This is a genomic window from Serratia sp. PL7 (assembly GCF_945957435.1).
Genome location: NZ_CAMFLB010000003.1, coordinates 351,863 through 376,614 on the forward strand (window position 1 = coordinate 351,863; position 24,752 = coordinate 376,614).

At 62.5% G+C, this 24,752-nt stretch carries 9 protein-coding genes; 6 read left to right on the plus strand and 3 right to left on the minus strand.

Annotation, left to right across the window (positions count from 1 at the left end):
• Positions 1 to 5: 5 nt before the first annotated feature.
• From prmA to fis, 3 genes are all read left to right on the plus strand, one after another.
• Positions 6 to 887 carry a 50S ribosomal protein L11 methyltransferase gene (gene prmA, locus N6G83_RS19850; protein WP_016930246.1) on the plus strand — a complete coding sequence of 294 codons (882 nt, stop codon included), beginning with the start codon at positions 6 to 8 and terminating at the stop codon, positions 885 to 887.
• A gap of 393 nt (positions 888 to 1,280) precedes the next feature.
• Positions 1,281 to 2,285: a tRNA dihydrouridine synthase DusB gene (gene dusB / locus N6G83_RS19855; protein WP_025304426.1), complete on the plus strand. Its 1,005-nt coding sequence runs from the start codon at positions 1,281 to 1,283 to the stop codon at positions 2,283 to 2,285.
• Positions 2,267 to 2,563, plus strand: a complete 297-nt coding sequence (gene fis, locus N6G83_RS19860) for a DNA-binding transcriptional regulator Fis (RefSeq protein ID WP_000462905.1) — start codon at positions 2,267 to 2,269, stop codon at positions 2,561 to 2,563. Before dusB ends, fis begins: the two co-directional genes overlap by 19 nt.
• A 74-nt stretch (positions 2,564 to 2,637) precedes the next feature.
• Here the strand turns inward: fis and N6G83_RS19865 are convergent, their stop codons facing one another.
• Together N6G83_RS19865 and N6G83_RS19870 are read right to left on the minus strand one after the other, a co-directional pair.
• Positions 2,638 to 2,868, minus strand: a complete 231-nt coding sequence (locus N6G83_RS19865; RefSeq protein ID WP_260524021.1) for a hypothetical protein — start codon at positions 2,866 to 2,868, stop codon at positions 2,638 to 2,640.
• A 148-nt stretch (positions 2,869 to 3,016) separates the two neighbouring features.
• Complete coding sequence (locus N6G83_RS19870) at positions 3,017 to 3,358, minus strand: hypothetical protein (protein WP_016930249.1); 342 nt, start codon at positions 3,356 to 3,358, stop codon at positions 3,017 to 3,019.
• 248 nt (positions 3,359 to 3,606) lie between these two features.
• On the opposite strand from N6G83_RS19870, the gene lpxO reads away from it, so the two are divergent.
• From lpxO to N6G83_RS19885, 3 genes are all read left to right on the plus strand, one after another.
• A complete protein-coding gene (gene lpxO / locus N6G83_RS19875; protein WP_025304427.1) occupies positions 3,607 to 4,512 on the plus strand; it encodes a lipid A hydroxylase LpxO in 906 nt (301 codons plus the stop codon).
• Positions 4,513 to 4,815: 303 nt separating this feature from the next.
• Positions 4,816 to 5,736, plus strand: coding sequence for a kdo(2)-lipid IV(A) palmitoleoyltransferase (lpxP, locus tag N6G83_RS19880; RefSeq protein WP_016930250.1), 921 nt, complete (start codon positions 4,816 to 4,818; stop codon positions 5,734 to 5,736).
• Positions 5,737 to 5,849: 113 nt separating this feature from the next.
• The gene (locus N6G83_RS19885; protein ID WP_240275319.1) at positions 5,850 to 6,548 is read left to right on the plus strand and encodes a CTP synthase; all 699 of its coding nucleotides are present in this window, start codon (positions 5,850 to 5,852) and stop codon (positions 6,546 to 6,548) included.
• Between the two features lie 42 nt (positions 6,549 to 6,590).
• Here N6G83_RS19885 and N6G83_RS19890 read toward each other — a convergent pair whose 3' ends face one another.
• Positions 6,591 to 24,371 carry a non-ribosomal peptide synthetase gene (locus N6G83_RS19890; protein WP_260515768.1) on the minus strand — a complete coding sequence of 5,927 codons (17,781 nt, stop codon included), beginning with the start codon at positions 24,369 to 24,371 and terminating at the stop codon, positions 6,591 to 6,593.
• Positions 24,372 to 24,752: the final 381 nt, after the last annotated feature.

The window sequence follows — 24,752 nt, forward strand, 5'->3', positions numbered from 1 at the left end:
TTGCTATGCCTTGGATCCAACTCAAACTGAACACCACCGGCAGCCAGGCGGAAGACCTGAGCGACGCGCTGGTGGAAAGCGGCGCCGTGTCGGTGACCTTCCAGGACACCCACGACAACCCGGTGTTCGAACCGCTGCCGGGTGAAACCCTGCTGTGGGGCGATACCGACGTGATCGGCCTGTACGACGCCGAAACCGATATGGCCGAGGTGGTGGCGATGCTGGAACAGCACCCGCTGCTGGGCGCCGGTTTCCGCCACAAGATAGAACAGCTAGAAGACAAGGACTGGGAGCGCGAGTGGATGGACAACTTCCACCCGATGCGCTTCGGTGAGCGCTTGTGGATCTGCCCGAGCTGGCGCGACGTTCCCGATCCCGACGCGGTTAACGTGATGCTCGATCCGGGCCTGGCGTTCGGCACCGGCACCCACCCGACCACCGCGCTGTGTCTGCAGTGGCTGGACGGCCTCGATCTGGCCGGCAAAACCGTCATCGACTTCGGCTGCGGTTCCGGCATCCTGGCGATCGCCGCGCTGAAGCTGGGTGCGGCACGCGCTATCGGCATCGACATCGATCCCCAGGCCATTCAGGCCAGCCGCGATAACGCACAGCGTAACGGCGTTTCAGAGCGTCTGGAGCTGTATCTGCCGAAAGACCAGCCGGCGGACCTGCTGGCGGACGTGGTGGTCGCCAACATCCTCGCCGGCCCGCTGCGCGAGCTGGCGCCGCTGATTGGTTGCCTGCCGAAGGCCGGCGGTCATCTGGGGCTGTCCGGCGTGCTGGCCAGCCAGGCGAGCAGCGTAGCGGAAGCCTACGAAGAGAAGTTCACGCTCGATCCGGTCGCCGAGCGCGAAGAGTGGTGCCGTATCACCGGCCGCCGCAAGTAAGCGTCACGGTCTATTGCCCCCTCATCCACCGGCCCTGCGCCGGTGGATTTTTTTTGTCCGGCGATCGCCAGACGGACGAGACAAAATTTTATGCAATTTTTTGCCGTTCAACGACGGATCGCCCTGACAATGCGCCTTCCAGGCAGGCTATACCAGCAAAAATAGCGGGCGAATGCAGATAATATTCTGCACAAAGGCGAATATTTTGCCGCACACAAAATAAGCACTTTTCGTCAACTCATTGTAAAATATATATAATATTTTTATGAATCGCCGCGTAGCGCATTTTTCGCCCTAATACAGGGCCAATTGGTTAAAGTTTGGCCTTTCATCTCGACGCAAAAATGCGTAATATACGCGCCCTTGCGGACACAGTATGGTCACTCTTTGTCTATGCGCATTGGACACCACCAGCTTACTAATTGCCTGATTGCGGCCCCGATGGCCGGTATTACAGATCGCCCGTTCAGAACCCTCTGTCATGCAATGGGTGCTGGGATGGCTGTATCCGAAATGCTCTCCTCCAACCCGGAGGTGTGGCGGACGGATAAGTCGCGTCTGCGTATGGTGCATAGCGATGAACCAGGGATCCGCTCCGTGCAGATTGCCGGATGCGATCCTGATGATATGGCCGCCGCCGCGCGTATCAACGTGGCCAGCGGCGCGCAGATCATCGACATCAATATGGGATGCCCGGCCAAAAAAGTGAACCGGAAGCTTGCCGGGTCCGCTTTGTTGCAGTACCCGGATCTGGTTAAACGGATCCTCCACGCGGTGGTTGACGCAGTGGATGTGCCGGTAACGCTGAAGATTCGCACCGGCTGGGCGCCAGAGCATCGTAACTGTGTAGAGATTGCCCAACTGGCCGAAGACTGTGGTATTCAGGCCCTGACGATTCACGGCCGAACCCGCGCCTGTCTGTTTAACGGCAACGCGGAATACGACAGCATTCGGGCAGTTAAGCAGAGTGTTTCCATTCCGATTATCGCGAATGGGGATATTACTGACCCGCATAAAGCCAGAGCAGTGCTCGACTACACCGGGGCCGATGCCCTGATGATAGGCCGCGCTGCTCAGGGGAGACCCTGGATCTTCCGGGAAATCCAGCATTATCTGGACACTGGGGAGTTGCTGCCGCCGCTGCCGCTTGGCGAGGTGAAGCGCTTGTTGATTGGGCACATTCGGGAATTGCACGGCTTTTATGGCCAAGGCAAGGGATTCCGGATTGCTCGTAAGCACGTGTCCTGGTATCTCCAGGAACACGCTCCGAATGACCAGTTTCGGCGCACATTCAACGCCATAGAGGATGCCAGCGAACAGCTGGAGGCGTTGGAGGCATATTTCGAAAATCTTAGCGTAAAAAAAGAGCTGACAGAACTATGTTCGAACAACGCGTAAATTCTGACGTACTGACCGTTTCTACCGTTAACTCACAAGATCAGGTGACTCAAAAGCCTCTGCGTGACTCGGTTAAACAAGCACTGAAGAACTATTTTGCTCAACTGAACGGTCAAGACGTAAATGACCTGTATGAGCTGGTACTGGCTGAAGTTGAACAGCCACTGTTGGACATGGTGATGCAATACACCCGTGGCAACCAGACCCGCGCAGCCCTGATGATGGGCATCAACCGCGGCACGCTGCGTAAGAAGCTGAAAAAATACGGCATGAACTGATACTAGTCAGTTAACGTGTTGAAAAGGCGCTTTATCTCATTTGATAAGCGCCTTTTTCTTTGTCTAATTTATGCCTACATTGGCGGGGCTTTGCGCGGAATGCGCTTATCAATATATCCGGCAATGAAATAGCAAATACCCGCCACGGCCGCGACCATCACGGAACGCTTCCACCCGTCCAACGCTACACCCAGGCTATCCAGCCCGCTCAACACCCCAAACACCAGCAGACCCAAGATAACCGATGCTCTGCCTGTCCAGGTTGGTGAGGGTGTCAATAAACGCCTTACCCAGTGGGATCTCATAGAGCTTCCTCCTTGCTTACGATTGAGTCGCCAATCGATGAAGAATACTCTCACGTTTTACTCGGGGCGACAAAGCGGGGGCATAGGCTCTGGTTTGCGGGCAATAAAAAAGGCCGCAGCGCGGCCCTTGGGGTAAAAAGCGGAGACCTTATTCGGTCGCTTTGTTCTTGAGGCTTTCCGCCCCTTGCTTGGTCTTGTCCCAAGCCTTCTCCGTACCCTGTTTGGTGGAGTGCCAGGCCTTTTGCGAGCCTTCGCTCACTTTGCTGCCGACGCTGTCGCTCTTGCCTTCGGCGGCGTGCTTGGCTTTCAGCTTCAGCTCTTCACCCTTGTCCTGAGACTGGTGCAGCTTTTCTTTGGCGGTATCCGCCCCTTTATGCGCCTCAGCGACGACCTCGTTGCTGGCGTGAGCGGCGGTGTCGGTCGCGGTTTCAGCAGCGAACACCGGGGAAGCGAGCAGCAGTGCAGACAAGGCAATGATTGATTTCTTCATAAGTCCCTCTTTTCTCAGATACGTGCCATTCGTCATGAAACAAGATGGCATGAAATGCCCCTTGAACGATTTAAGAATAGGACTAAAACCAAAAAAATCGATACAAAATTTTATTACCAACGGTTTTATTGATTTTTTATGCCACCAAGCAGTATGAGCGGGTAAAGCGCACGAAAAAGTTAAATTTTTCCTGTCACAAAACTATAATTTGTACGAATTTTTAACAAGCACCAACAGGGATGGATTCTATGGTTGCCGCGATCATCATCGGCATTTTTATCATCAGCTTCCTCTACGCACACTCCCGCGGCAAAGAGAAACAAAAGCTTACCCGCCAACTGTTCGATCACTCCACCTTTATGGGGCCGATCAACATGTTTATGACCGGCTTCTCCCGTTTGCCCGCCAAACAGCCCTATTTCGACGAAAAAGGCTTCCCGGAGCTGCAGACGCTGACCGACAACTGGCAGGTGATCCGCGAGGAAGCGGTGCGCTTGCAGGATCACATCAAAAAGGCGCAGTCGCACAACGACGCCGGATTCAACACCTTCTTCAAGCGCGGCTGGAAACGTTTTTATCTGAAGTGGTACAGCGACAGCCACCCTTCGGCGCAAACGCTGTGCCCGAAAACCGTCGAGCTGCTCAACCGCATCCCGTCGGTCAAGGCCGCGATGTTCGCCGAGCTGCCGCCCGGCAGCCATTTAGGTAAACACCGCGATCCTTACGCCGGCTCGGTGCGCTACCATCTGGGGCTGATGACGCCCAACGACGATCGCTGCTTCATCGAGGTCGATGGCGAGCAGCACAGTTGGCGTGACGGCGAGGCGGTGATCTTTGATGAAACCTACGTGCACTGGGCGCAGAACGCCACCGATCAGACGCGCATCATTCTGTTTTGCGACGTCGAACGGCCGATGAAATGGCGCTGGGCGCAGGCGGTCAACCACTGGGTCGGCGCCACGCTGATGTCGGCAGCCAGCTCGCCGAACGACGATCAGGACCGCACCGGCGGCATCAACCGCATCTTCAAGTACGTCAACGCAGTGCGCGATGCCGGCCAACGCCTGAAAGCGCGCAACCGCCGTGGTTACTACCTGCTGAAGTGGCTGGTGATCGTCGCTATTTTCGCCGCCATCATCCTCCCCAGCCTGTAAACCGTCGCCAATCGTCAACACAGGGGCAACGCGAATGAGAATATTCGCATGCCCCTCTTCCGCCACACCCCGTACCCTGTGTTAACATACACGTTCCTAGAGCCGCCTCCGCTGGCCAACAGCTATCCCTCCGAAGCCTGATAGCAGCGCAAACCGCCCTTCGAATGTAAATGTTTAGTCAATTATGGAATTCCGACTAAACCCTGGCCGTACCTGGGTGTCTGAGTAGTCGTATCGCTATCGAGTGGAACCTTTATATGCGTTACAGCTTGCTGCCCCTTTTAACGTATAAAAAGAGTTTCTATGAAATCAGCCAAAGCATTTCAACTGGCCTTGCTGCACCCGCGCTACTGGTTAACCTGGTTCGGCCTCGCCCTGCTGTTCCTGCTGGTCCAGCTCCCCTACCCGTTGCTCAATCGGCTGGGAGTGTGGATGGGGCGTACCTCGATGCGATTTCTCAAACGCCGCGTCACCATCACTCGTCGCAACCTCGAGCTGTGTTTCCCCGAGATGGACGAAGCGCAGCGCGAGCGCAAGGTGGTGGGCAACTTCGAATCGCTCGGCATGGGCCTGTTGGAAACCGGCATGGCCTGGTTCTGGTCGGATAAACGCGTCAAACGCTGGTTCAACGTCTCCGGCATCAACCACCTCAAAATGGCGCAGCGCGACGATCGCGGCGTGCTGGTGATCGGCGTGCACTTCATGTCGCTGGAGCTGGGCGGCCGGGCAATGGGCCTGTGCCAGCCGATGATGGCGATGTACCGTCCGCACAACAATAAAGCGATGGAGTGGGCGCAGACCAAAGGCCGCATGCGTTCCAACAAGGCGATGATCGACCGCAAAGATCTGCGTGGCATGGTGCACGCGCTCAAGCGCGGCGAGGCGGTATGGTTCGCGCCGGATCAGGACTACGGCCCGCGCGGCAGCGTATTCGCCCCGCTGTTCGCCGTCGATCAGGCCGCTACCACCAGCGGCACCTTTATGCTGGCGCGCATGGCCAACCCGGCGCTGGTGCCGGTGGTGCTGATCCGCCGCGAAGGCGGCCGCGGCTACGACCTGCTGATCCAGCCGGCCCTGGAAGACTATCCACTCAGCGACGAACAGGCGGCGGCGGCTTACATGAACAAAGTGATCGAGAAAGAGATCATGCGAGCGCCGGAGCAATACATGTGGCTGCACCGCCGTTTCAAAACCCGACCGGCTGGTGCGCCCTCGCTGTACTGACCTTTTTTTTCAGCCCGGCCAATGCCGGGCTTTTTTGTGCGCCACCTTTAAAAAACGGCGGCTCGACACTGTACTTTCCTGTAATCTCCTTCTTTACCCGCACAGGAACGGAAATGATGAAAGCTCAAGTTCGCATTGCTCTGGTCGGTGATTACAACCCGCAAGCCGTGGCCCATCAGGCCATCCCCGTGGCGCTCCAGCTCACCGCCGCCCATCTCGATATTGACGTGCAGCCCCAGTGGCTACCGACCGAAACCTTGATCTCCCCCGAAACGCTGCAAAATTTCGACGCCATCTGGGTGGTGCCAGGCAGCCCGTATCGTTACGACGACGGCGCCTTTATGGCGATCCGTCATGCGCGGGAAAACGACGTGCCGTTCCTCGGCTCCTGCGGTGGTTTTCAATACGCCATCGTCGAATACGCCCGCAACGTGATGGGCTGGCACGACGCCGGCCATGCGGAAACCGACAGCGGTGGCCGGCTGGTGATCGCCCCGCTGAGTTGCTCGCTGGTGGAAAAAACCGGCGACATCGTTTTTCAGCCCGACACCCGCGTCGCACAGGCCTACGGCAGCCTGAACACCCATGAAGGCTACCACTGCAACTTTGGCGTGAATCCGGAATTCGTCGCCGATCTTGAGCGCTTCCCGCTGATCATCAGCGGCCACGACAGCGAAGGCGACGTGCGCGCCATCGAACTGCCGGGCCAGCGTTTTTACGTCGCCACGCTGTTCCAGTCGGAACGCGCCGCGCTGCGCGGCGAGCTTTCACCGCTGGTGGTGGAACTCGTCAAAACAGCCGCCAACGGGTAAAAAAAAGCCCTCCTGCGAGGGCTTCATTGACAAGCAACGCGGTCAGCGTCGGACGAGCGAATTCAGCACGGCGCTGATGCGCTCCCCTAAGCCGCGCCGGTTCACGGCTTCCGACATCATGGTGACATGATCGCCATCAACCAGGTTGACCGTCACCGCCGACGCCGGCAAATGCCCCTCCCAGCCGAGTGCCGAGCCGTCGCGGCGGTTGTAACCCGCCGGCTTGATGCGCTGCCAGTAGGCTTCCAGATCGTCGTTCAGCAAGCCGGGCATCTCCTCCACCGCTTTAAACAGGTGCAGATTAAGGCCGAGCGGCCGGATGACGCTGGCGCCGACCAGGGTCGCATAGTGATAACGCTTGCGCCATAACGCGGCTTCCTTCAGCGGATCGTCGAGGAAAGTGCTGATGCCCTGGCCGTGCAGCACCGCCAACGCCTCCTCCACCGACAGCGGCTGCAGGCGGGAGAACAGCGGCGCCTCCAGCGTCGGATGTTCCACCTCCAGCCAACTGAGGAATAGCTGTGTCGCATCGCGCATCGCCTGCTGCGGCCGCAGGGTGTCGAGCAGGCCCACCAGCGCCACCTCTTCCCCCTCCGCCTGCAGCCGTTCCGCCACCATGTAGGTCAAGATCCCGCCCGAAGAATAACCGAACAGGTGATACGGCCCGCTGGCTTGCGCCTGCCGGATAACGCCGGCAACGATCTCCGCCATCGCCTCCATCGTTGCCGGCGGCGCGTCGGTCATCTCTGGCCACGGCACGGCATAAATCGGGAAGTCCGCATCGATCTCTTTGGCTATCTCATAAACATAGGAGTGATCGCCATAACCGGTCGGCATGAAGAAGACCGGCGGGCGCTGGCCGCTGCGGCGCGCCGGCAATGCCCTGAGCGGCTGTCCGCCCGTGCGCTGCTCGACATGCGCCGCCAGATCCGCCAGCACCGGGTGGTCAAAGATCGCCTGTACCTGCAGTGCGATCCCCCACTGCTGCGCCAGGCTGGCCTGACGGACCGCCAGCAGCGAATGGCCGCCCAGTTCGAAGAAGTTGTCGTGTCTGCCGATCTGCGGCAGCCCCAGCAACTCCGCCCACGCCTGCGCCAACAGCGTCTCGGTATCGCCGCGCGGCGCTTCGTAGGCTTCGCCTGCGGCGGCGGCCATCTCCGGCGCCGGCAGAGCCCGCCGATCAATCTTGCCGTTTGGCGTCAGCGGCATCGACGCCAGCCAGACAAAGGCCGCAGGCAGCATATAGTCCGGCAGCTGCGCCGCCAGGTGCTGACGCAGCTCACCGGCCAACCCGTCGCTCGCCACGTTCTCACGCACGCTGATCCAGGCGATCAACCGCGTATCCGCACCGACGCAGCAGGCATCGACCACCGCTTCGTTCACCGCCGGGTGCGCCGCCAGGCGCGCCTCTATCTCTCCCATCTCGATACGGAAGCCGCGAATTTTCACCTGACGATCGTTGCGTCGCTGATACTCGAGGTTGCCGTCCGCCCGGTAACGCACCAGATCGCCGGTACGATACATGCGCCCGCCCGGGTTAAACGGATCGTTCAGGAAACGTTCCGCGGTCAGTTCCGGCCGGTTGAGGTACCCCAGCGCCACGCCGACGCCGCCGATATACAGCTCGCCAATCACGCCCAGCGGCGCCGGTCGGCCGCGCGCATCCAGCACATAGGCGCGGGTGTTGCCGATCGGTTTACCGATCGGCAAACGCATGGCGCCTTGCACCTCGGCGATCGCCGCCGTCGTCGCGAAGGTCGTCGCTTCCGTCGGCCCATAGGCATGGATCAGCTGTACCGGCCCCGCTTCCTGCAGCAGGCGTTCGAAGGCGCTCGGCTCCTCCTTTTCCCCACCGCAGATCAGATAGCGCAGCTGGGCGAGCGTCGCGCCCATGCTGTACACATACTGATTGAACAACGCGGTCGTCAGGAACAGCGTCGTCACGCGATGCTGCGTCAATGCGGCGCTCAAGCGCGCCGCATCCATCACGGTTTCCGCCGGGATCACCACCAGTTCGCCGCCGTTCAACAACGCCGCCCACACCTCCATCGTCGCGGCGTCGAAGGCCGGGTTAGCGGCATAAGCCACCCGTTCGGTCGCATCGAACGCCGCATAACGGTTGTTGATCACCAACCGAGTGATGCCCTGGTGCGGCGTCATCACACCTTTAGGCAGCCCTGTGGAGCCGGACGTGTACATGATGTATGCCACCTCAGCGCTCGACAGCGACAGCGCCGGGTCGTTCTCGTCACCGCCGGAGATTGCCGGCCGCAGCAGCGGCAAGGTATCCCCGTCCGTCGCTTCACCGACGATAAGGCGCGCGCCGCTGTCCTCCAGGATCCACTGCTGACGCGCCGCCGGCAGCTGCGGGTCGATAGGTACATACACCGCGCCGGCCTTGAAGATCGCCAGCTGCGTCGCCACCAGATCGATGCTGCGCGTCAGACGCGTCGCCACGCGCTCGCCCGGTTGAATGCCGTGGGCGATCAGAGCATGCGCCAGCCGGTTAGCCTGGGCATTCAACGCCGCATAGCCGATCCGACGGTCGCCTTGCACGATCGCGACAGCCTGCGGCGCACGCTGCGCCTGGCGTTCAAACAGCTGATGCACGCAAAGCTCTGCCGGATAAGGCGCCGTCGTCTGATTCCATTCCTCCAGCAGCAGCCGGCGCTCAGACGGCGGCAGGATCTCCAGCTCGCTCGCCGGCAGGGTCGGCTGGCTTTCCAACGCCTGCGCCAATGAGGCCAGCGCCTGTTGCATATAGCCGCAGATCCTCGCCGCCGGCACCGGTTCGCTGACCTGCGCCGTCAGCCCCAGAGAGTCGCCGCCGTCTTCCACCGACAGGACGAACGGATAGTTGGTGCGCTCCTGCGCGCTCAACAGCGTCATGCCTTCCGGCAACACCAGCTCGCTGCCGTTGTTGTGGCGATAGTTGAGCAACGCGCTGAACAGCGGCATCCCCGCCGCCACGCCGCTGCAGCGCTGCGCCAGCGCCAGCGGCGCGTGCTCATGCTGCAGCAACCCGCTCAGCCGCGCGTGGGCCTGGCGCGCCGCCGTCGCCACATCGTCATCGCCGATGTCGAGGCGCAGCGGCAAGGTATTGATAAACAGCCCCATCGCTCGCTCGGCGCCTTCCCCCGCCTGCATGCGTCCCAGCAGCACGGTACCGAACACCACGCGGTCGTGGCCGCTGGTGCGGGCCAAGACCTGCGCCCAGGCCAAATGGCACAGGCTGGCCAGGCTCACGCCCAACCGTTTGGCCTGATGCCGCAGACGTTCGTTCAGCGCCTTGTCGATAGGCTGGTGCGCCGTGGTGACGCCCTTGCCATCGCCGCGCACGTTGCCGAGCCCGAACGGCAGCACCGGCTCTTCGATGTCCGCCAGCATGGCGCGGAAGAAGGTTTCATGTTCTTGCGCGCTGACGCTCAAACGCGCCTGCGCCACCGCATTGCGGAACGGCGGCGCGGCGCCCAGCTCGGCGCCTTTGCCGGCGAGGATCGCGGCGATCTCTTCTTCGATCAATGCGGCAGTGGAATGATCCCCCACCAAATGATGCCATTGCTGCAGCATCCACCAGCCGCCATCGCTATCTTGCGCCACCACGACGTTCAGCAGCGGCGCACGGCTGAGATCCAGACGCGCATGCTGCGGATCGAAGCGCGCCAGCAGTTGATCGCCAATCGCCCCCTGCGCCGGATCGAGCGTCAGCTCAGTCCACGGCAGCGCGGCGGCGCGCCAAACGACCTGTACCGGCTCGCGGATCGCCTCACTGATGAACGCCGTGCGCAGAATGTCGTGGCGATCGATCACCTGTTGCATCGCGGCCCGCCAACGATCCAGACGCTCGCGGTTCTCAAAGCGCAACAGCGTAGACAGCAGGTACGGATCGCCCCGTTCCGCCAACAGGTGGTGGAACAGAATCCCCTCCTGCAACGGCGACAACGCATAGATATCCTGCACGTTGGCCACCCCGCCCGGCACGCGCGCCACGATGCTGTCGATCTCAACCTGGTTCAGCGAGGCCAGCGGCAGCAACTCAGGCGTGATGCGCGCGCTATCCGGCCGCAGCAGGTTCTCGGGGATCTCGATTTCGCAGCGCGCCTCCAGCGCCTCCGCCAGCGAGGCCAGCGTCGGGGCGGTAAACAGCGTTTGCACGTTCGCCGTCAGGCCGCAGCGACGCAGCTCCGCGATCAGTTTCACCGCCAGCAGCGAATGCCCGCCCAACTCGAAGAAATTGTCATGTCGGGCGACATTCGGCAGACCGAGCAATTCGCCCCAGATCGACGCCAACAGGGTTTCCGTGTCGCCCTGAGGCGCTTCATGGCCCACGCGCGCAAAATCGCCGGCCTGTGGCGTCGGCAACGCGCGGCGATCCACTTTACCATTCGGGGTCAACGGCAAGTCGGCAAGCATCAGACAGGCCGCCGGCACCATGTAGTCCGGCAGCTGCGCCGCCAAATGCCGCCGTAGCTCGTCGGTCAGATCGCGGCCCTCGGCCTCGGCTTGCGGCACGATCCAGGCGATCAACGCAGGATGCGCACCGCGCACGTCAACCACCGCTTCGCGCACCGCCGGGTGCGTTTCCAGCAGGACTTCAATCTCGCTGCACTCGATGCGGAAGCCGCGGATCTTCACCTGCTGATCGTTGCGTCCGCAGTAATCGAGGTTGCCGTCCGGCAGATAGCGCGCTAAATCGCCGGTGCGATACATGCGGCCTCCCTCGTTAAACGGATCCGCCAGGAAACGCTCGGCCGTGAGGTCTTCGCGATTCAGGTAACCCAGCGCCACGCCCACGCCGCCGATATACAGCTCGCCGATCGCGCCCAGCGGCACCGGCTGGCGATGTTCATCCAGCAGATACACCCGCGTATTACCGATCGGCCGGCCAATCGGCAAACGGTGCCGCCCCGCCGCCACGGTGATGTGCGCCGAGGTAGCGGCAGTGGTGGCTTCCGTCGGGCCGTATCCGTTGATCAGCTGCACCCGGCCCCCCTCCTTCAGCACCCGGGTATAGGCATGAGGATCCGCCGCTTCGCCGCCGCTGATCAGGTATTTCAGCCCCGCTAACGTCGCGGGAATGCTATGCGCATGCTGATTGAACAGCGAGGTTGGCAGCACCAGCACCGTAATCGCCTGGCGCGTCAGCAAATCGGCGAACGCCGAGGCGTCCAGCAAGACCGCCGGCGGTACTACCACCAGCGCGGCGCCGTTCAGCAAGGCTCCCCAAACTTCCAGCGTCGCCGGATCGAACGCCGGGTTGATGGCGAAAGCGATACGATCCGAGTCGCTGAACTCCGCATAACCGTTATTGATCACCAGTCGGTTGATCCCCTGATGCGGCACCATCACGCCTTTCGGCTTACCGGTTGAGCCGGAGGTGTACATGATGTAGGCCAGATCCAGACTGTTGCTCGCCAATATCGGCGCATCGGACGGCAGGTCCGCGTCATCGCTTTGAGGCAGACGAGCGACGCCGACGCCGATCTGCGCGTCGTCCTCGCCGCCATTCAGCAACAGTACTGCACCGCTGTCGGCGATGATCCAGTTCTGGCGGCCGGCCGGCAGCTGCGGATCAACCGGCACATAGGCAGCACCGGCCTTAAGGATCGCCAATTGGGCGATCACCAGGGCAGCGCTGCGCTCAAACCGGACCGCCACGCGCTGGCCGGGCTCCACGCCCGCCTTAATCAGGCGCCAGGCCAGCCGATTGGCGTGCTCCGCCAACTGTGCGTAGCAGATAAGCTGCTCGCCATCGACCAACGCCGTCGCCTGCGGCGTGCGCCGCGCCTGCTCGTCGAACAGTTGATGCACGCACGCCTGCGCCGGATACGCCCGCTCGGTGCGGTTCCACTCGTGCAGCAGCAGCTGACGTTCGGCCGCAGGCAGCAGATCGACGCGCGCCGCCGGCTGGTCAAGATCCGCCGCCATCGCTCGCAGCGCCTGCTGCAGATACGCGCCGTAGCGCACCGCCGTGTCGCGATCGAACAAGGCGCTGGCGTAGTTCAACGAGCCGACAATGCCGCTGCCGCTTTCCGCCAACTCGAGCGTCATGTCGAATTTCGCGACGTCATAGTTCAGCCCGGCATCCGTCGTTTGCAGGCCCGGCAATGCGATATCGCGCACCGAGCCGTCCTGCCAGGCCAGCATCACCTGGAACAGCGGCGTCGCGTCCAGCTGGCGCGGCGGATTGACCACCTCCACCACCTGTTCAAACGGCAGATCGCCGTTTTCCCGCGCCGCCAATACCGTCTCGCGCACGCGTTCGAGCAAGATTTTCAGCGTCGGCTCACCGCGCAGATCGACATGCATCGCCAGCGTGCTAACGAAGAAGCCGGCCAGCGGTTCGATTTCCAGCCTGCTGCGGTTGGCCTCCGGGGTGCCAATCACCACCTGCGGTTGACCGGCCATGCGGGACAACACCAAACTCCAGGCGGCCAGCACCGTCATGAACAGCGTGCCGCCGTATTGGCGGCTCAACCGCCGCAGCGCGTCGGTGAGCGCCGCGTCGATAACCAGAGGCACCTCGCCGCCGGCGAACGACTGCATCGCCGGACGCGGCCGATCGGTCGGCAGCGTCAGCAGCGCCGGCGCATCGCCCAGCGTCTGGCGCCAGAACGCCGCCTGCTCGGCCAACCGTTCCTGCGTCAGCCACTGGCGCTGCCAAACGGCATAATCGACATAGTGCACCGCCAGCGGCGGCAGCGGAGACGGTTCACCGCGTTGGAAGGCGCCATAAAATGCGCTCAACTCCCGCATCAGGATCCCGGTAGACCAGCCGTCGGAAACGATATGGTGGCAGGTCAGCAGGAACAGATGCCGCCGCTCGCTCACTTGCAGCAAACAAGCCCGCACCAGCGGCCCCCTTTCCAGATCGAACGGCGCTTTCATCGCCGTTTCGGCTAGCGCGTGCAAACGTTGCTCCGCATGACGCTCGCCGCGCAAGTCGTGATGCGCCAGCGGCATGGCCGCCTCCGGCAAGATCCGCACCTGAGGTTGCCCATCCTGGCAAACAAACACGCTGCGCAAGGCTTCGTGGCGGGCATACAGCGCGTCGAGGCTGCGTTGGAACGCCGGCGCATCCAGGTCGCCGTCAAGGCGCAACGCCAGCGGGATATGGTAAGTCTCGCCGATCCCGCCCATTTGGCTCAGGAACCACAGCCGCTGCTGGGCAAACGACAACGGCAATGCGTCGTGACGTGGGGTCGGCACGATGGCCGTCGGCTGCGCCGCCCCCTCCCGTTCCAGCCACTGCGCCAGCGCCTGCAACACCGGCGCAGCGAACAGCGCCGACAGCGGCAGCCGCCAGCCGGCCTGCTGTACCCGATTGGCCAACTGTACCGCCAGCAGCGAATGTCCGCCCAGAGCGAAGAAATCATCATGACGACCGACGCGTTCAACATTCAGCAACTGACGCCAAATGGACGCCAGCAGGCGTTCTCGTTCATTGGCCGGCGCTTCATAAACGGCGCGCGCGGCGGCCCCCAGCTCAGGCGCCGGCAGCGCGCGTTTGTCCAGTTTGCCGTTGGTGGTCAGCGGCAACGCGTCCAGCCACACAAATGCCGTCGGCACCATATAGTCCGGCAGACGGCCGGCCAGATGCTGGCGCAGCCGCAGCGCCAGCGTTTCCCGATCTCCCCCTTCGCCCGGCACCGCCCAGGCCACCAAACGTTTGTCGCCGCCGTTGTCCTGCCAGGCGTCAACCGCCACGCTGCGGACCTCAGGATGGTCCAGCAGCGCCGCCTCCACCTCACCGCACTCAATGCGGAAACCGCGAATTTTCACCTGCTGGTCGTTGCGCCCCAGGTACTCCAGCTCACCGTTCGGCAGATAGCGCGCCAGATCGCCGGCGCGATACATCCGTTCTCCCGCCACGAAAGGATCGTCGAGGAAACGTTGCGCATTCAGCTCCGGCCGATTCAGGTAGCCGCGCGCCACACCCAGCCCGCCGACATACAGCTCACCCACTGCGCCCTGCGCCACCGGCTGACCGTGTTCGTCAAGCAGATACAGGCGCAAATCCGGGATGCGGCGGCCGATCGGGCTGCCGCTGCCGGTGATGTCCGCCGGAGACATTTCCCGGTAGGTGACGTGCACCGTCGTTTCCGTTATGCCGTACATATTGATTAACCGCGGCGCGTCCGGCCGATTACGGGCATACCACGGCGCCAGATCGGCCGGATTCAGCATTTCGCCGCCGAAGGCGATGTAGCGCAGCCGATGCGGCGTGTCGTCATGAGCCTGAATGAACGCTTTAAAGGCGCTTGGCGTCTGATTCAGCACCGTCACGCCCTGGTGACAAACCAGCTGATAGAACGCGGGGGCGGAGCGCGCCGTTTCCTGCGGCACGATCACCAACCGGCCGCCGTGGCGCCACGCGCCCCAGATTTCCCATACCGAGAAATCGAAGGCGAACGAGTGGAACAGACACCAGACATCCCCGGCGTCAAAGCCGAACCCGGCGTCGGTCGCGGTAAACAGGCGCTCAACCTGACGATGTTCCACCATCACGCCTTTCGGCTTACCGGTCGATCCGGAGGTATAGATCACATAGGCCAGATTGGCCGCCGTCAGCCCCGCAACCTGCGGATTGGCGGCCTCGGTGCCCCAGTCTTCCTCCAGCGCCATCGTCGGCACATCAGCCCCGCTCAGCGCCGAACGCCCTGCGGCGTCGGCCAGCAGCAACACCGGCCGGGCATCGTGTAAAATGTACTCCAGGCGTTCGCCGGTATAAGCCGGATCGAGCGGCACATAGGCGCCGCCCGCTTTCAGGATCGCCAGCAACCCGACCAGCATCGGCGTGCTGCGCTCCGCACACAGCGCCACCAGACGATCGGGCCCGACGCCGCGCGCGATCAACACCTGCGCCAACGCGTTGGCTCGTTCATTGAGCGCCCGATAGCTGAGGCGTTCTTCTCCGCACACCGCAGCGATCGCCTCTGGCGTGCGCAGCGCCAGCCGCTCCAGGTGATGGTGCGGGCAGAGATCCGCCTGCGGTTCGTCCGGCGTCCAGTTCCAGCCATGCAACAACCGCTGCCGTTCGTTCTGCGGCAACAGCGCAAGCTGCGAAACCGGCTGCGGCGCCGCCAACGCGATGCTCTGCAACACCTGGCGCAGATAGATCCCGTAGCGCTCGGCGGTTTCACGATCGAACAGCGCGGTGGCGTAATACAGCGAACCGGCGATCTCTTCGCCGATCTCGGTCAGATCCAGCGTCATGTCATATTTCGCCGCGGCATAGCCGGCATCGATCGCTTCCGCCTGCAGCCCCGGCAGGCCGATGTCGTGCACCGAACCGTCCTGCCAGCTCAGCATCACCTGGAACAACGGAGTATGGCCACGATGACGCGGCGGGTTCACCTGTTCAACCACCTGCTCGAAAGGCAGATCGCCATGATCGCGCGCCGCCAGCAGCGTATCGCGCACGCGCAGCGCCAACGTCGACAAATCCGGATCGTCGGACAGATCGATGCGCAGCGCCAAGGTGCTGACGAAGAAGCCGATCATCGGTTCCGTTTCCAGCCGGCGACGGTTGGCCTCCGGCGTGCCGATCACCAGATCGCGCTGCCCCGACAAACGGGACAGCACGACGCTCCACGCCGTCAACAGCGTGATGAACAGCGTGCATCCCTGACGCAGGCTGAATTGCCTCAGCGCTGCAGTCAGTTCGGCATCGAGCGAGACGGCCACCCGATCCCCGGCGAATGACTGCACCGCCGGGCGCGGACGGTCGGTCGGCAGCGTCAACAGCGCTGGCGCATCGCCCAACGTCTGGCGCCAATAATCGGCCTGCTTCGACAAGCGCGCCGGCTGCAGCCATTGCCGCTGCCAGTGGGCGTAATCCGCGTATTGCAACGCCAGCGGCGGCAGCGGCGATGGTTCGCCGCGACACAACGCGCCATACAACGCACCCAGCTCCCGCAGCAATATGCCGTTCGACCAACCATCGGAAATGATGTGGTGGCAGGTCAACGCGAACAGCTGTTCCTCGTCGCTCAGCCGGATAAGGCTGGCGCGCAACAGCGGGCCCCCGGCCAGATCAAAGGGCGCCGCAGCCTCTTCCCGTATCAGCATGGCGGCGCGCGCCTGCGCATCCGCGACGCCGCGCAGATCGTGGATTGTCAGCGGCAAACCGGCGATCGGCAAAATGAGCGCCTGCGGCTGGCCGTCGCGGCTGATAAAGACGGTGCGCAACGCGTCGTGGCGCGCATAAAGCGCGTCGAGGCTGCTCTGCCAGGCGGCCAGATTCAGCGGCCCACGCAACCGCAGCGCCAGCGGCATGTGGTAAATTTCGCTCATGCCGTCCAGTTGGGTCAGGAACCACAGGCGCTGCTGAGCGAACGACAGCGGTAAGGCCGCATCGCGCGGCGCAGGCAGAATCGGCGGCAGGCTTTCCGCCTGCGTGATCTGGCGCGCCAGCGCCTGCAGTACCGGGTTGGCGAACAGCGCCTGCAGCGACAGCGGCAACCCGCTTTGCTGCAGGCGGTTGGCCAAACGCACCGCCAACAACGAATGGCCGCCCAGGGCGAAGAAGCTGTCGTTGCGGCCAACCTGATCCACGCCCAGCAGTTCTTCCCACAGCGCAGCCAGACGCTGCTCGACGTCCCCCAGCGGCGCCTCGTAGGCTTCACGACGATAGGCCTCGCCCGACGGGTCGGGCAATGCGCGGCGATCGAGCTTGCCGTTTGGTGACAGCGGCAGCGCCTCCAGCAGCACGCAAGCGGCCGGCACCATGTAATCCGGCAGTTTGTCGGCCAAATGCCGGCGCAGCACCTCCGCCAGCGACGCCTCATCGGCACCTGGCTGCGGCACCACCCAGGCGATCAGGCGTTTCTCACCGCCGTCGCCGCCGCGCGCATCCACCACGGCTTCGCGCACCTGCGGATGCGCGGCCAGCGCCGCCTCTATCTCGCCGCATTCGATACGGAAACCGCGGATCTTCACCTGCTGATCGTTGCGGCCCAGATACTCGATATTGCCGTCCGGCAGGTAGCGGGCCACGTCGCCGGTGCGGTACATGCGGCCGCCGTGGCCGGCATCGAACGGATCGACCAGGAAGCGCTCCGCCGTCAGTTCAGGCCGGTTGAAATAGCCGCGCGCTACCTGGATGCCGCCGATATACAGCTCGCCAACCGCCCCCAGCGGCACCGGCTGCCCTTGTTCATCAAGCAGATAGATCCGCGTATTGGCCACCGGCCGCCCAATGGGCACCGACACCAGCCCGGGTTGGCAGGTGCAGTGCCAGGCGGTCACGTCCACCGCCGCTTCGGTCGGACCATAGAGGTTATGCAACTCGACATGCGGCATCTGGCGGTAGAACTCCGCCACCAGCGAGGCGGGCAGCGCCTCGCCGCTGCACATGACGCGCACCACCTGCCCACAACGGCGGCTCGCGCCTTCATACAGCAGGAAGCTTTGCAGCATCGACGGCACAAAATGCAGCGTTGTCACGCCATACTGTTCAATGGCGCGGCTCAGGTACTCCGGATCCTTGTGGCCTTCCGGGCGCGCCATCACCAGGCGCGCGCCATACATCAACGGCCAGAAGAATTCCCACACCGAGACGTCGAAGCCGAACGGCGTTTTCTGCAGCACCGTATCCGCCGGCGTCAACCCATAAGCCTGCTGCATCCAGATCAGGCGGTTAACGATGCCGCGATGCTCATTCATCGCGCCTTTCGGTTTTCCGGTCGAGCCGGAGGTATAAATCACGTAGGCCAAATGATTGGGCTGCGCGCGCGGCACCGGGTTATCGGCGTTCAGATCGTCCGGCAACGGTTCATCCAGCGCCAGCAGCGGCACCGCGTGTTCGCCCAGCGCCGCGCGGCCGGCGGCGTCTGCCAGCAGCAGCACCGGATCGGCGTCCTGCAGGATATATTGCAGACGTTCGCCCGGATAAGCCGGATCCAGAGGCACATAGGCGCCGCCGGCCTTGAGGATGCCGAACAATGCCGTCACCATCGCCAGGCTGCGCTCGGCGCACACCGCCACCCGGCAATCCGGCCCGACGCCGCGCTGCATCAGCGCGTGCGCCAGGCGATTGGCCTGCGCGTTCAGTTGGGCGTAGCTCAGTTCGGCGTCGCCGCAAACCAGCGCCACGGCGTCCGGCGTGCGGCGCACCTGCGCTTCAAATAGCCCATGCAGGCAAACGTCCTGCGGATAAGGCTGTGCCGTTGCGTTCCAACCATTGATCAGCAAGGCGTACTCGTCGTCCGGCAGAATCGACAGTTCACGCACCGGCATTTCCGGCGTGTGTTCCAGCGCATTCACCAGAGCGGTCAACGCCTGTTGCATATAGCGGCACACCCGCGAGGCTTCGATGGGGTCGATGACCTGCGCCGTCAACGCCAGCGAATCCATGCCGTCGTCCACCGACAGCACGAACGGGTAGTTGGTGCGTTCGTCCGCGCCGATCAGGCTGACCCCTTCCGGCAGCGCCAAGGCTTCCCCGTCGTTGTGGCGGTAGTTCAGCAGCGCACTGAACAGCGGCGCACCGCTTTTCACGCCGCTGCAGCGCTGCGCCAACGCCAGCGAGGCGTGCTCATGCGCCAGCAAGCCGCTCAGGCGCGCATGCGCCTGCCGCACCGACGCCTCAACGCTGCGCCCGTCCATATCCAGCCGCAGCGGCAGCGTATTGATGAATAGCCCCAGCGCCCGGTCGGCGCCTTCGCCCGATTCCATGCGGCCCAGCAGCACCGTGCCGAACACCACGGCATCACGCCCGCTGGTGCGCGCCAACACCTGCGCCCAGGCCAGATGGCACAGGCTGGCCAGGCTGACGCCCAGCCGCTTCGCCTGTCGACGCAGGCCGGCATTCAGCGCAGGCGCCAGCGCCAGACGGCCGGTATTGGCGCACTGTCCGTCGCCGTGTACGTTGCCGAGCCCGAACGGCAGCACCGGTTCGTCGATATCCGCCAGCATGCCGCGGAAGAAACGCTCATGTTCCTGTTCGCTGAGCCCCAAACGCGCTTGCGCCACCGCATTGCGGAACGGCTGCGCGCAGCCCAGCGTATCGCCGCGCCCGGCCAGAATGGCGTTGACTTCTTCTCCCATCATCGCCAGCGTCGAGTGGTCGCCAATCAGGTGGTGCCACTGCTGCAAGACGTACCAGCTGCCGTCGCTCTCTTCGGCGATAACGTAATACAGCAGCGGTGCCCGCGTCAGATCCTGCCGGATCCGTCGGGGATCGAAGCGCGCTTCCAGCTGACGGCCGACCGGCCCCTCGGCCGGATCCAGCGCCAGCTCGATCACCGCTAAACGCGCCCGACGCCAGACAACCTGTACCGGTTCGGACAGCCCCGCACCGACAAAGGCCGTGCGCAAAATGTCATGACGCTCCACCACCTGCTGCATCGCCGCCAGCCAGCGATCGAAACGCGCCCGGCTGTCGAAACGCAGCAGTGCCGACAGCAGGTAGGGGTCGCCCTCTTCCGCCAGCATGTGGTGGAACAAGATCCCTTCCTGCAACGGGGAAAGGGCGTAGATATCCTGTACGTTGTCGATGCCCCCCTCCACACCGTCGACGATCTGATCGATCTCCGCCTGAGTCAGATCGGCCAGCGGCAGCATCTGCGGCGTGATTGCACGGCAGCCCGGCGCAATCACGTTTTCCGGCACCTGAATCCGCTGCTGCGACACCAGCGTTTGCGCCAGAGCCGACAGCGTTGGCGTGGAGAACAGCGCCTGAACGCTCGCCGACAGCCCGGCCTGGCGCAGCTGCGCCATCAGCTTCACCGCCAGCAGCGAATGGCCGCCCAACTCGAAGAAGTTGTCGTGACGCCCCACGCGTTCAACGCTCAGCAACCCCTGCCAAATCTGAGCCAGCAGCGTTTCGGTTTCCCCCTGTGGCTCGACATAGGCTTCGCGCATGGCGGCGTCCGGCGCCGGTACCGGCAACGCGCGCCGATCCAGTTTGCCGTTCGGCGACAGCGGCAGCGCCTCCAGCCACACAAAGGCCGTCGGCACCATATAATCCGGCAACGTTGTAGCGAGTGCCCGGCGCAACGTCTGCGCCAGCGCCTCACGCTCCGCCTCCGGCTGCGGCACGATCCAGGCCACCAGACGTTTGTCGCCTTCGCCATCCGTGAGCGCATCCACCACCGCGTCGCGCACGGCGGCATGCATAGCCAGCTGCGACTCGATTTCACCGCATTCAATGCGGAAGCCGCGAATTTTTACCTGCAGATCGTTGCGGCCCAGATACTCCAGGCTGCCATCCGGCATATAGCGCGCCAGATCGCCGGTGCGGTACATGCGGCCGCCCGGCGCGAAAGGATCGGCCAGGAAACGCTCCGCCGTCAGCGCCGGCTGGTTCAGGTAACCGCGCGCCACCTGCGCGCCGCCGATATACAGTTCACCCACGGCGCCCAGCGGTACCGGCTGGCCATCGTCATCCAGCAAGTACGCCCGGCCGTTGGCGATAGGCCGGCCGATAGACGGCATCGCCGTACCGACCGCCGGCTCGCCCGAAGTCGCTACCACGGTCGTCTCCGTCGGCCCATAGTTATTCACAATGGTTACACCAGGCGGCGCCGGCAGCGGCCAGCGGCGAATGCTGTCGCCGCCGATCAGCAGCATCCGCAGATCGGCAGGCATCTCGCCCATCAGTGCGATCTCAGCCAGCGGCGTCACCATAAACCCGACCTGCACACCGCTGCCACGCCACCATTGCAGCAGCGCTTCGCCATTGCCCGCCGCCTCTGCCGGTGGCAGCAGCAGCGTCGCCCCCTGCGTCAACGTCGGCCAGATTTCCCAAACGCTGGCGTCAAAACCCAACCCCGCCATGCTGGTCGTTCGCTCACCAGCCTGCAAACCGGTCGCTTCGCAGTGCCACATGATCAGGTTGATCAGGTGCGCCTGCTCCACCATTACCCCTTTCGGTTTGCCGGTCGAGCCCGAGGTGTAAACCACATACGCCAGGCTGCCTGGCTGCGCGCGCGGCGGCAGGTCGTGATCCTGCTCTGGCAGCGCGTCTTCCAGCGCCAACAACGGCGCTGCTACCGCCCCCAGCGCGGCGCGGCCGGTACTATCCGCCAACAGCAGCGCCGGCGCGCAGTCCTGCACGATATAGTGCAGACGCTCAGCGGGATAAGCCGGATCCAGCGGCACATAGGCGCCGCCGGCTTTCAGGATCGCCAGCAGTGCGACGATCATCTCCGGGCTGCGCGCGGCGCAGACCGCTACGCGGCTTTCCGGCCCTACGCCGCGTGCCGTCAGGTAATGCGCCAGCCGGTTGGCGCGCGCGTTCAATTCCGCATAGCTCAGCGACATCGCCCCCTGAGACAGCGCCGGCACCGTCGGCGTACGCCGCGCCTGCGCTTCAAACAGGGCCGACACGCTCGACGCCTGCGGGAAAGCCCGGTGCGTGCGGTTGCGCACGTTGAGCAATAGCTCTCGCTCCGCCTGGCTCAGTAAACGATCGCCTCGCACCGGCGCATTCGGCGCCGCAGCGGCCTGCCGGAGCAGCAATAGCAGATGCTGCGCGGCACGCAGCATCTGCTCGTCCCCCACCGCGGCGCTGTCGTACACCCAACGGAAAGCGGCGTTGCTTTCACAGATTTGCAGCACTGCCCGAGCGCCGGAGCGTTTCACCGCCGCTGCGCCCTCCTGACTGTCGTCGAATCCCGGCGAGGTGTCGCGGCGCAATAGCGTCACGACGGTTGACCAGGCGCGCGAACGCGTGTCCAGGCCGAGCAATGCCGGATGGTAGGCGCGACGCGCGCGCGCCTGCTGCCATTCGCGTCGCATCTGCACCTGCGCCTCGGCGAAACCCAGCGTCGGATTCAGCGAGATCTGCAGCGGCAGTGTCCAAACCTGGCCCGGTTCGCCGATGACGTCGTCCGTCGCGTTCAGCCAGCCAAGTTGGAAATCACTTTCGCCGCCCATCAATCCCAGATACAGCGCCAGCCCGGTCAACACCGCTTCAACCTCGATCTTGCCCGCGTGTTGCCAGGCCGTAGCCTGCCATGCCGGCCGGGCTTCGCGCTGCCAGGCCACCGGGAACGCCGCCGGGGCAAACTGCGCCAATCGCGGTTGCCAGAAGGCCGCATGATGCCCACCGGCCGCCTGTCGCTCCTCCAATCGTTTCGCCTGCGAAGGATCAAGCAACGGTAACGGCTCGCCCACCGTCAAACCGTGCAGCTGCGCCAGCGCTTCCCCCGCCGTCAGCTCGCCTTCGGCGGTGAACCAACCCCCGATCCGCACCGCCCCTTCCGCCGTGGCGATATTCCAACCCGCATCGTCGACGCAGAGCAGCGTACCGGGTGGCGCATTGTCGGCGTCAGGCAGCATTTCCAGGCGCCCAACGCCCAGCGCCCGGTCGGCCAACAGGATTTTCAGCGGGCAATTCCCCGCAGGATGGCCGAGTGACGTCGCGAGGCGCACCAGCTCAGCAGCAGGGCGATCCCAGCGGATGAAGCCGGCGGCCGGCGGCAGTCGACGGAGATCATAGAAACTGCCGCTGACGTCCGCTTCAGGCTGCGCAGAGATCTGTTGCATCACCTGGGCAATGCTGCCTTCAGGTTGTTCAGAGAGGAGCCGCAGAATAAATTGGAAACGCCGTTGTAAACTCTCAAGCTGGCTTAATGAATGGGCATGCGGCGCATCGGCAAACATGACGTCCAACTCTTGCGCCTGCTGATCTTCGTAAAATAGAATTTGCATATCGCTGACGGCGATGTTGCCACCGTAGTACCAACGTGTCTTACATCCCCAAAACGGATCGCCATGATCGAAGGAAACGATATTGATGGCGGGACCAAACCAGGATGAACTCATGGTGCTGCGATCGCGACGAATATCCTCACCGCGATATAATTGCCGACGAACCACTTTGGCTATTTCCGCAGCGACCTGTTGTGCAAAATCAGCCAGACGACTTTCAGGGTTAATAGCTAAAATCAGTGGCACCACATTCGCAGTCATACCAATACTGTTTCGCTCTCGCGTACCGGTCACCGGCAGGCTGAAATTCAATAAGGTCTGACCAGTAATACTATGGAAACATAATGCGACGGCCGCCGCCAATATATGAGCGCGATGTACGCCGGCTTTTTCCGCCCCCCGATCAATCGCCGCTATCTCATTTATTTTTAATGTGTGATTGCTGATTTGCATGGACGAATAAGGGACGAGTTTCTCCTGACGCGTCAGGCTATGAGGCGCGGCGAGCGTATAGCCTTGCCAGAACTGTTTATCGGTGGCGAAGCGGGAAGAATCGCGGTACTGCAGGTCGTGTTCATAGAGCCGGGTAAAACTGCAATTACTGAATTCAGGAATGTTTTTTTTCTCAGCCAATGCGTTGTAATACAGCGCGATACGACGCATAAACTCTTCGGCGCTGCGGCCATCCACCAGCATGTGGTGAAAACGTCGGTAGAGGATATAGTTGCCCGGCGCCAACGTCAGTAAGGCAAAACCGAACAGGTCCTGATCCAGCGCGGAGATCACGCGATCGGCATCTTGCCGCATCCAGCGCTGCGCCGCCAGCTCAGGGTATTCCTGGCTGCTGAAGTCATGCACGGAAAGCGGGTCATGACTGCGCGCCGCACGGTATTGATAAAGCTCGCCGTCTTGTTCGGTGAAATGGGCCTGCATCGCCGGCGTTTCTTCAATGATCGCGTCTATCGCCTGGCGCAGCAGGGCTATCTGCAACGGCCCTTGTATCGTGCCGTATCCCCACATATTGAATGGCAAGCCTTCAGACATGCTGGCGCTCAGCCAAAGCTCGCGCTGAGCGGTGGTAATTTCATGCAGTTCGACTTTTTCCAACGAAATATGAGCACCCGTACGGAATTCCCCACTCTTCACATCAGTTTGTTTGTTCATAATATTCTCTAGCACGTTTTCATTACGTTAATGAAAGGGTCCGTCCGGATTTAGGCAAAGCCTGGCCGTCCGACAGTTCAAGTCAGAATAAAAAACCGTAGAAAAGCTGGGTCTCCCCCAACTAAGAAAGAATGAAATGGTTAATCCAGAGGTTCCCCCTGTGCCTCAATTTGCTGAGGTGTGAAGTATAGGAGAGGATATTTTTTTTGGCGAAATGTGCGAAAGGGGATAAATGATCATTTTATTTCCCCGATATTACTCAGGGATGACGAGCGTATTCCGCTTTTATTAACTCGATATAATTATGGAGAGATTAATATTATTTTGTATTATTCACCACAGTTAATGTGCAACAATACTTACGGTAAGAGCCCCTCCATA

Coding starts and splice junctions, on each gene's coding strand:
- prmA (WP_016930246.1), top strand. CDS start 6: ATGCCTTGGATCCAACTCAAACTGAACACCACCGGCAGCCAGGCGGAA.
- dusB (WP_025304426.1), top strand. CDS start 1,281: ATGCGCATTGGACACCACCAGCTTACTAATTGCCTGATTGCGGCCCCG.
- fis (WP_000462905.1), top strand. CDS start 2,267: ATGTTCGAACAACGCGTAAATTCTGACGTACTGACCGTTTCTACCGTT.
- N6G83_RS19865 (WP_260524021.1), bottom strand. CDS start 2,868: ATGAGATCCCACTGGGTAAGGCGTTTATTGACACCCTCACCAACCTGG.
- N6G83_RS19870 (WP_016930249.1), bottom strand. CDS start 3,358: ATGAAGAAATCAATCATTGCCTTGTCTGCACTGCTGCTCGCTTCCCCG.
- lpxO (WP_025304427.1), top strand. CDS start 3,607: ATGGTTGCCGCGATCATCATCGGCATTTTTATCATCAGCTTCCTCTAC.
- lpxP (WP_016930250.1), top strand. CDS start 4,816: ATGAAATCAGCCAAAGCATTTCAACTGGCCTTGCTGCACCCGCGCTAC.
- N6G83_RS19885 (WP_240275319.1), top strand. CDS start 5,850: ATGATGAAAGCTCAAGTTCGCATTGCTCTGGTCGGTGATTACAACCCG.
- N6G83_RS19890 (WP_260515768.1), bottom strand. CDS start 24,371: ATGAACAAACAAACTGATGTGAAGAGTGGGGAATTCCGTACGGGTGCT.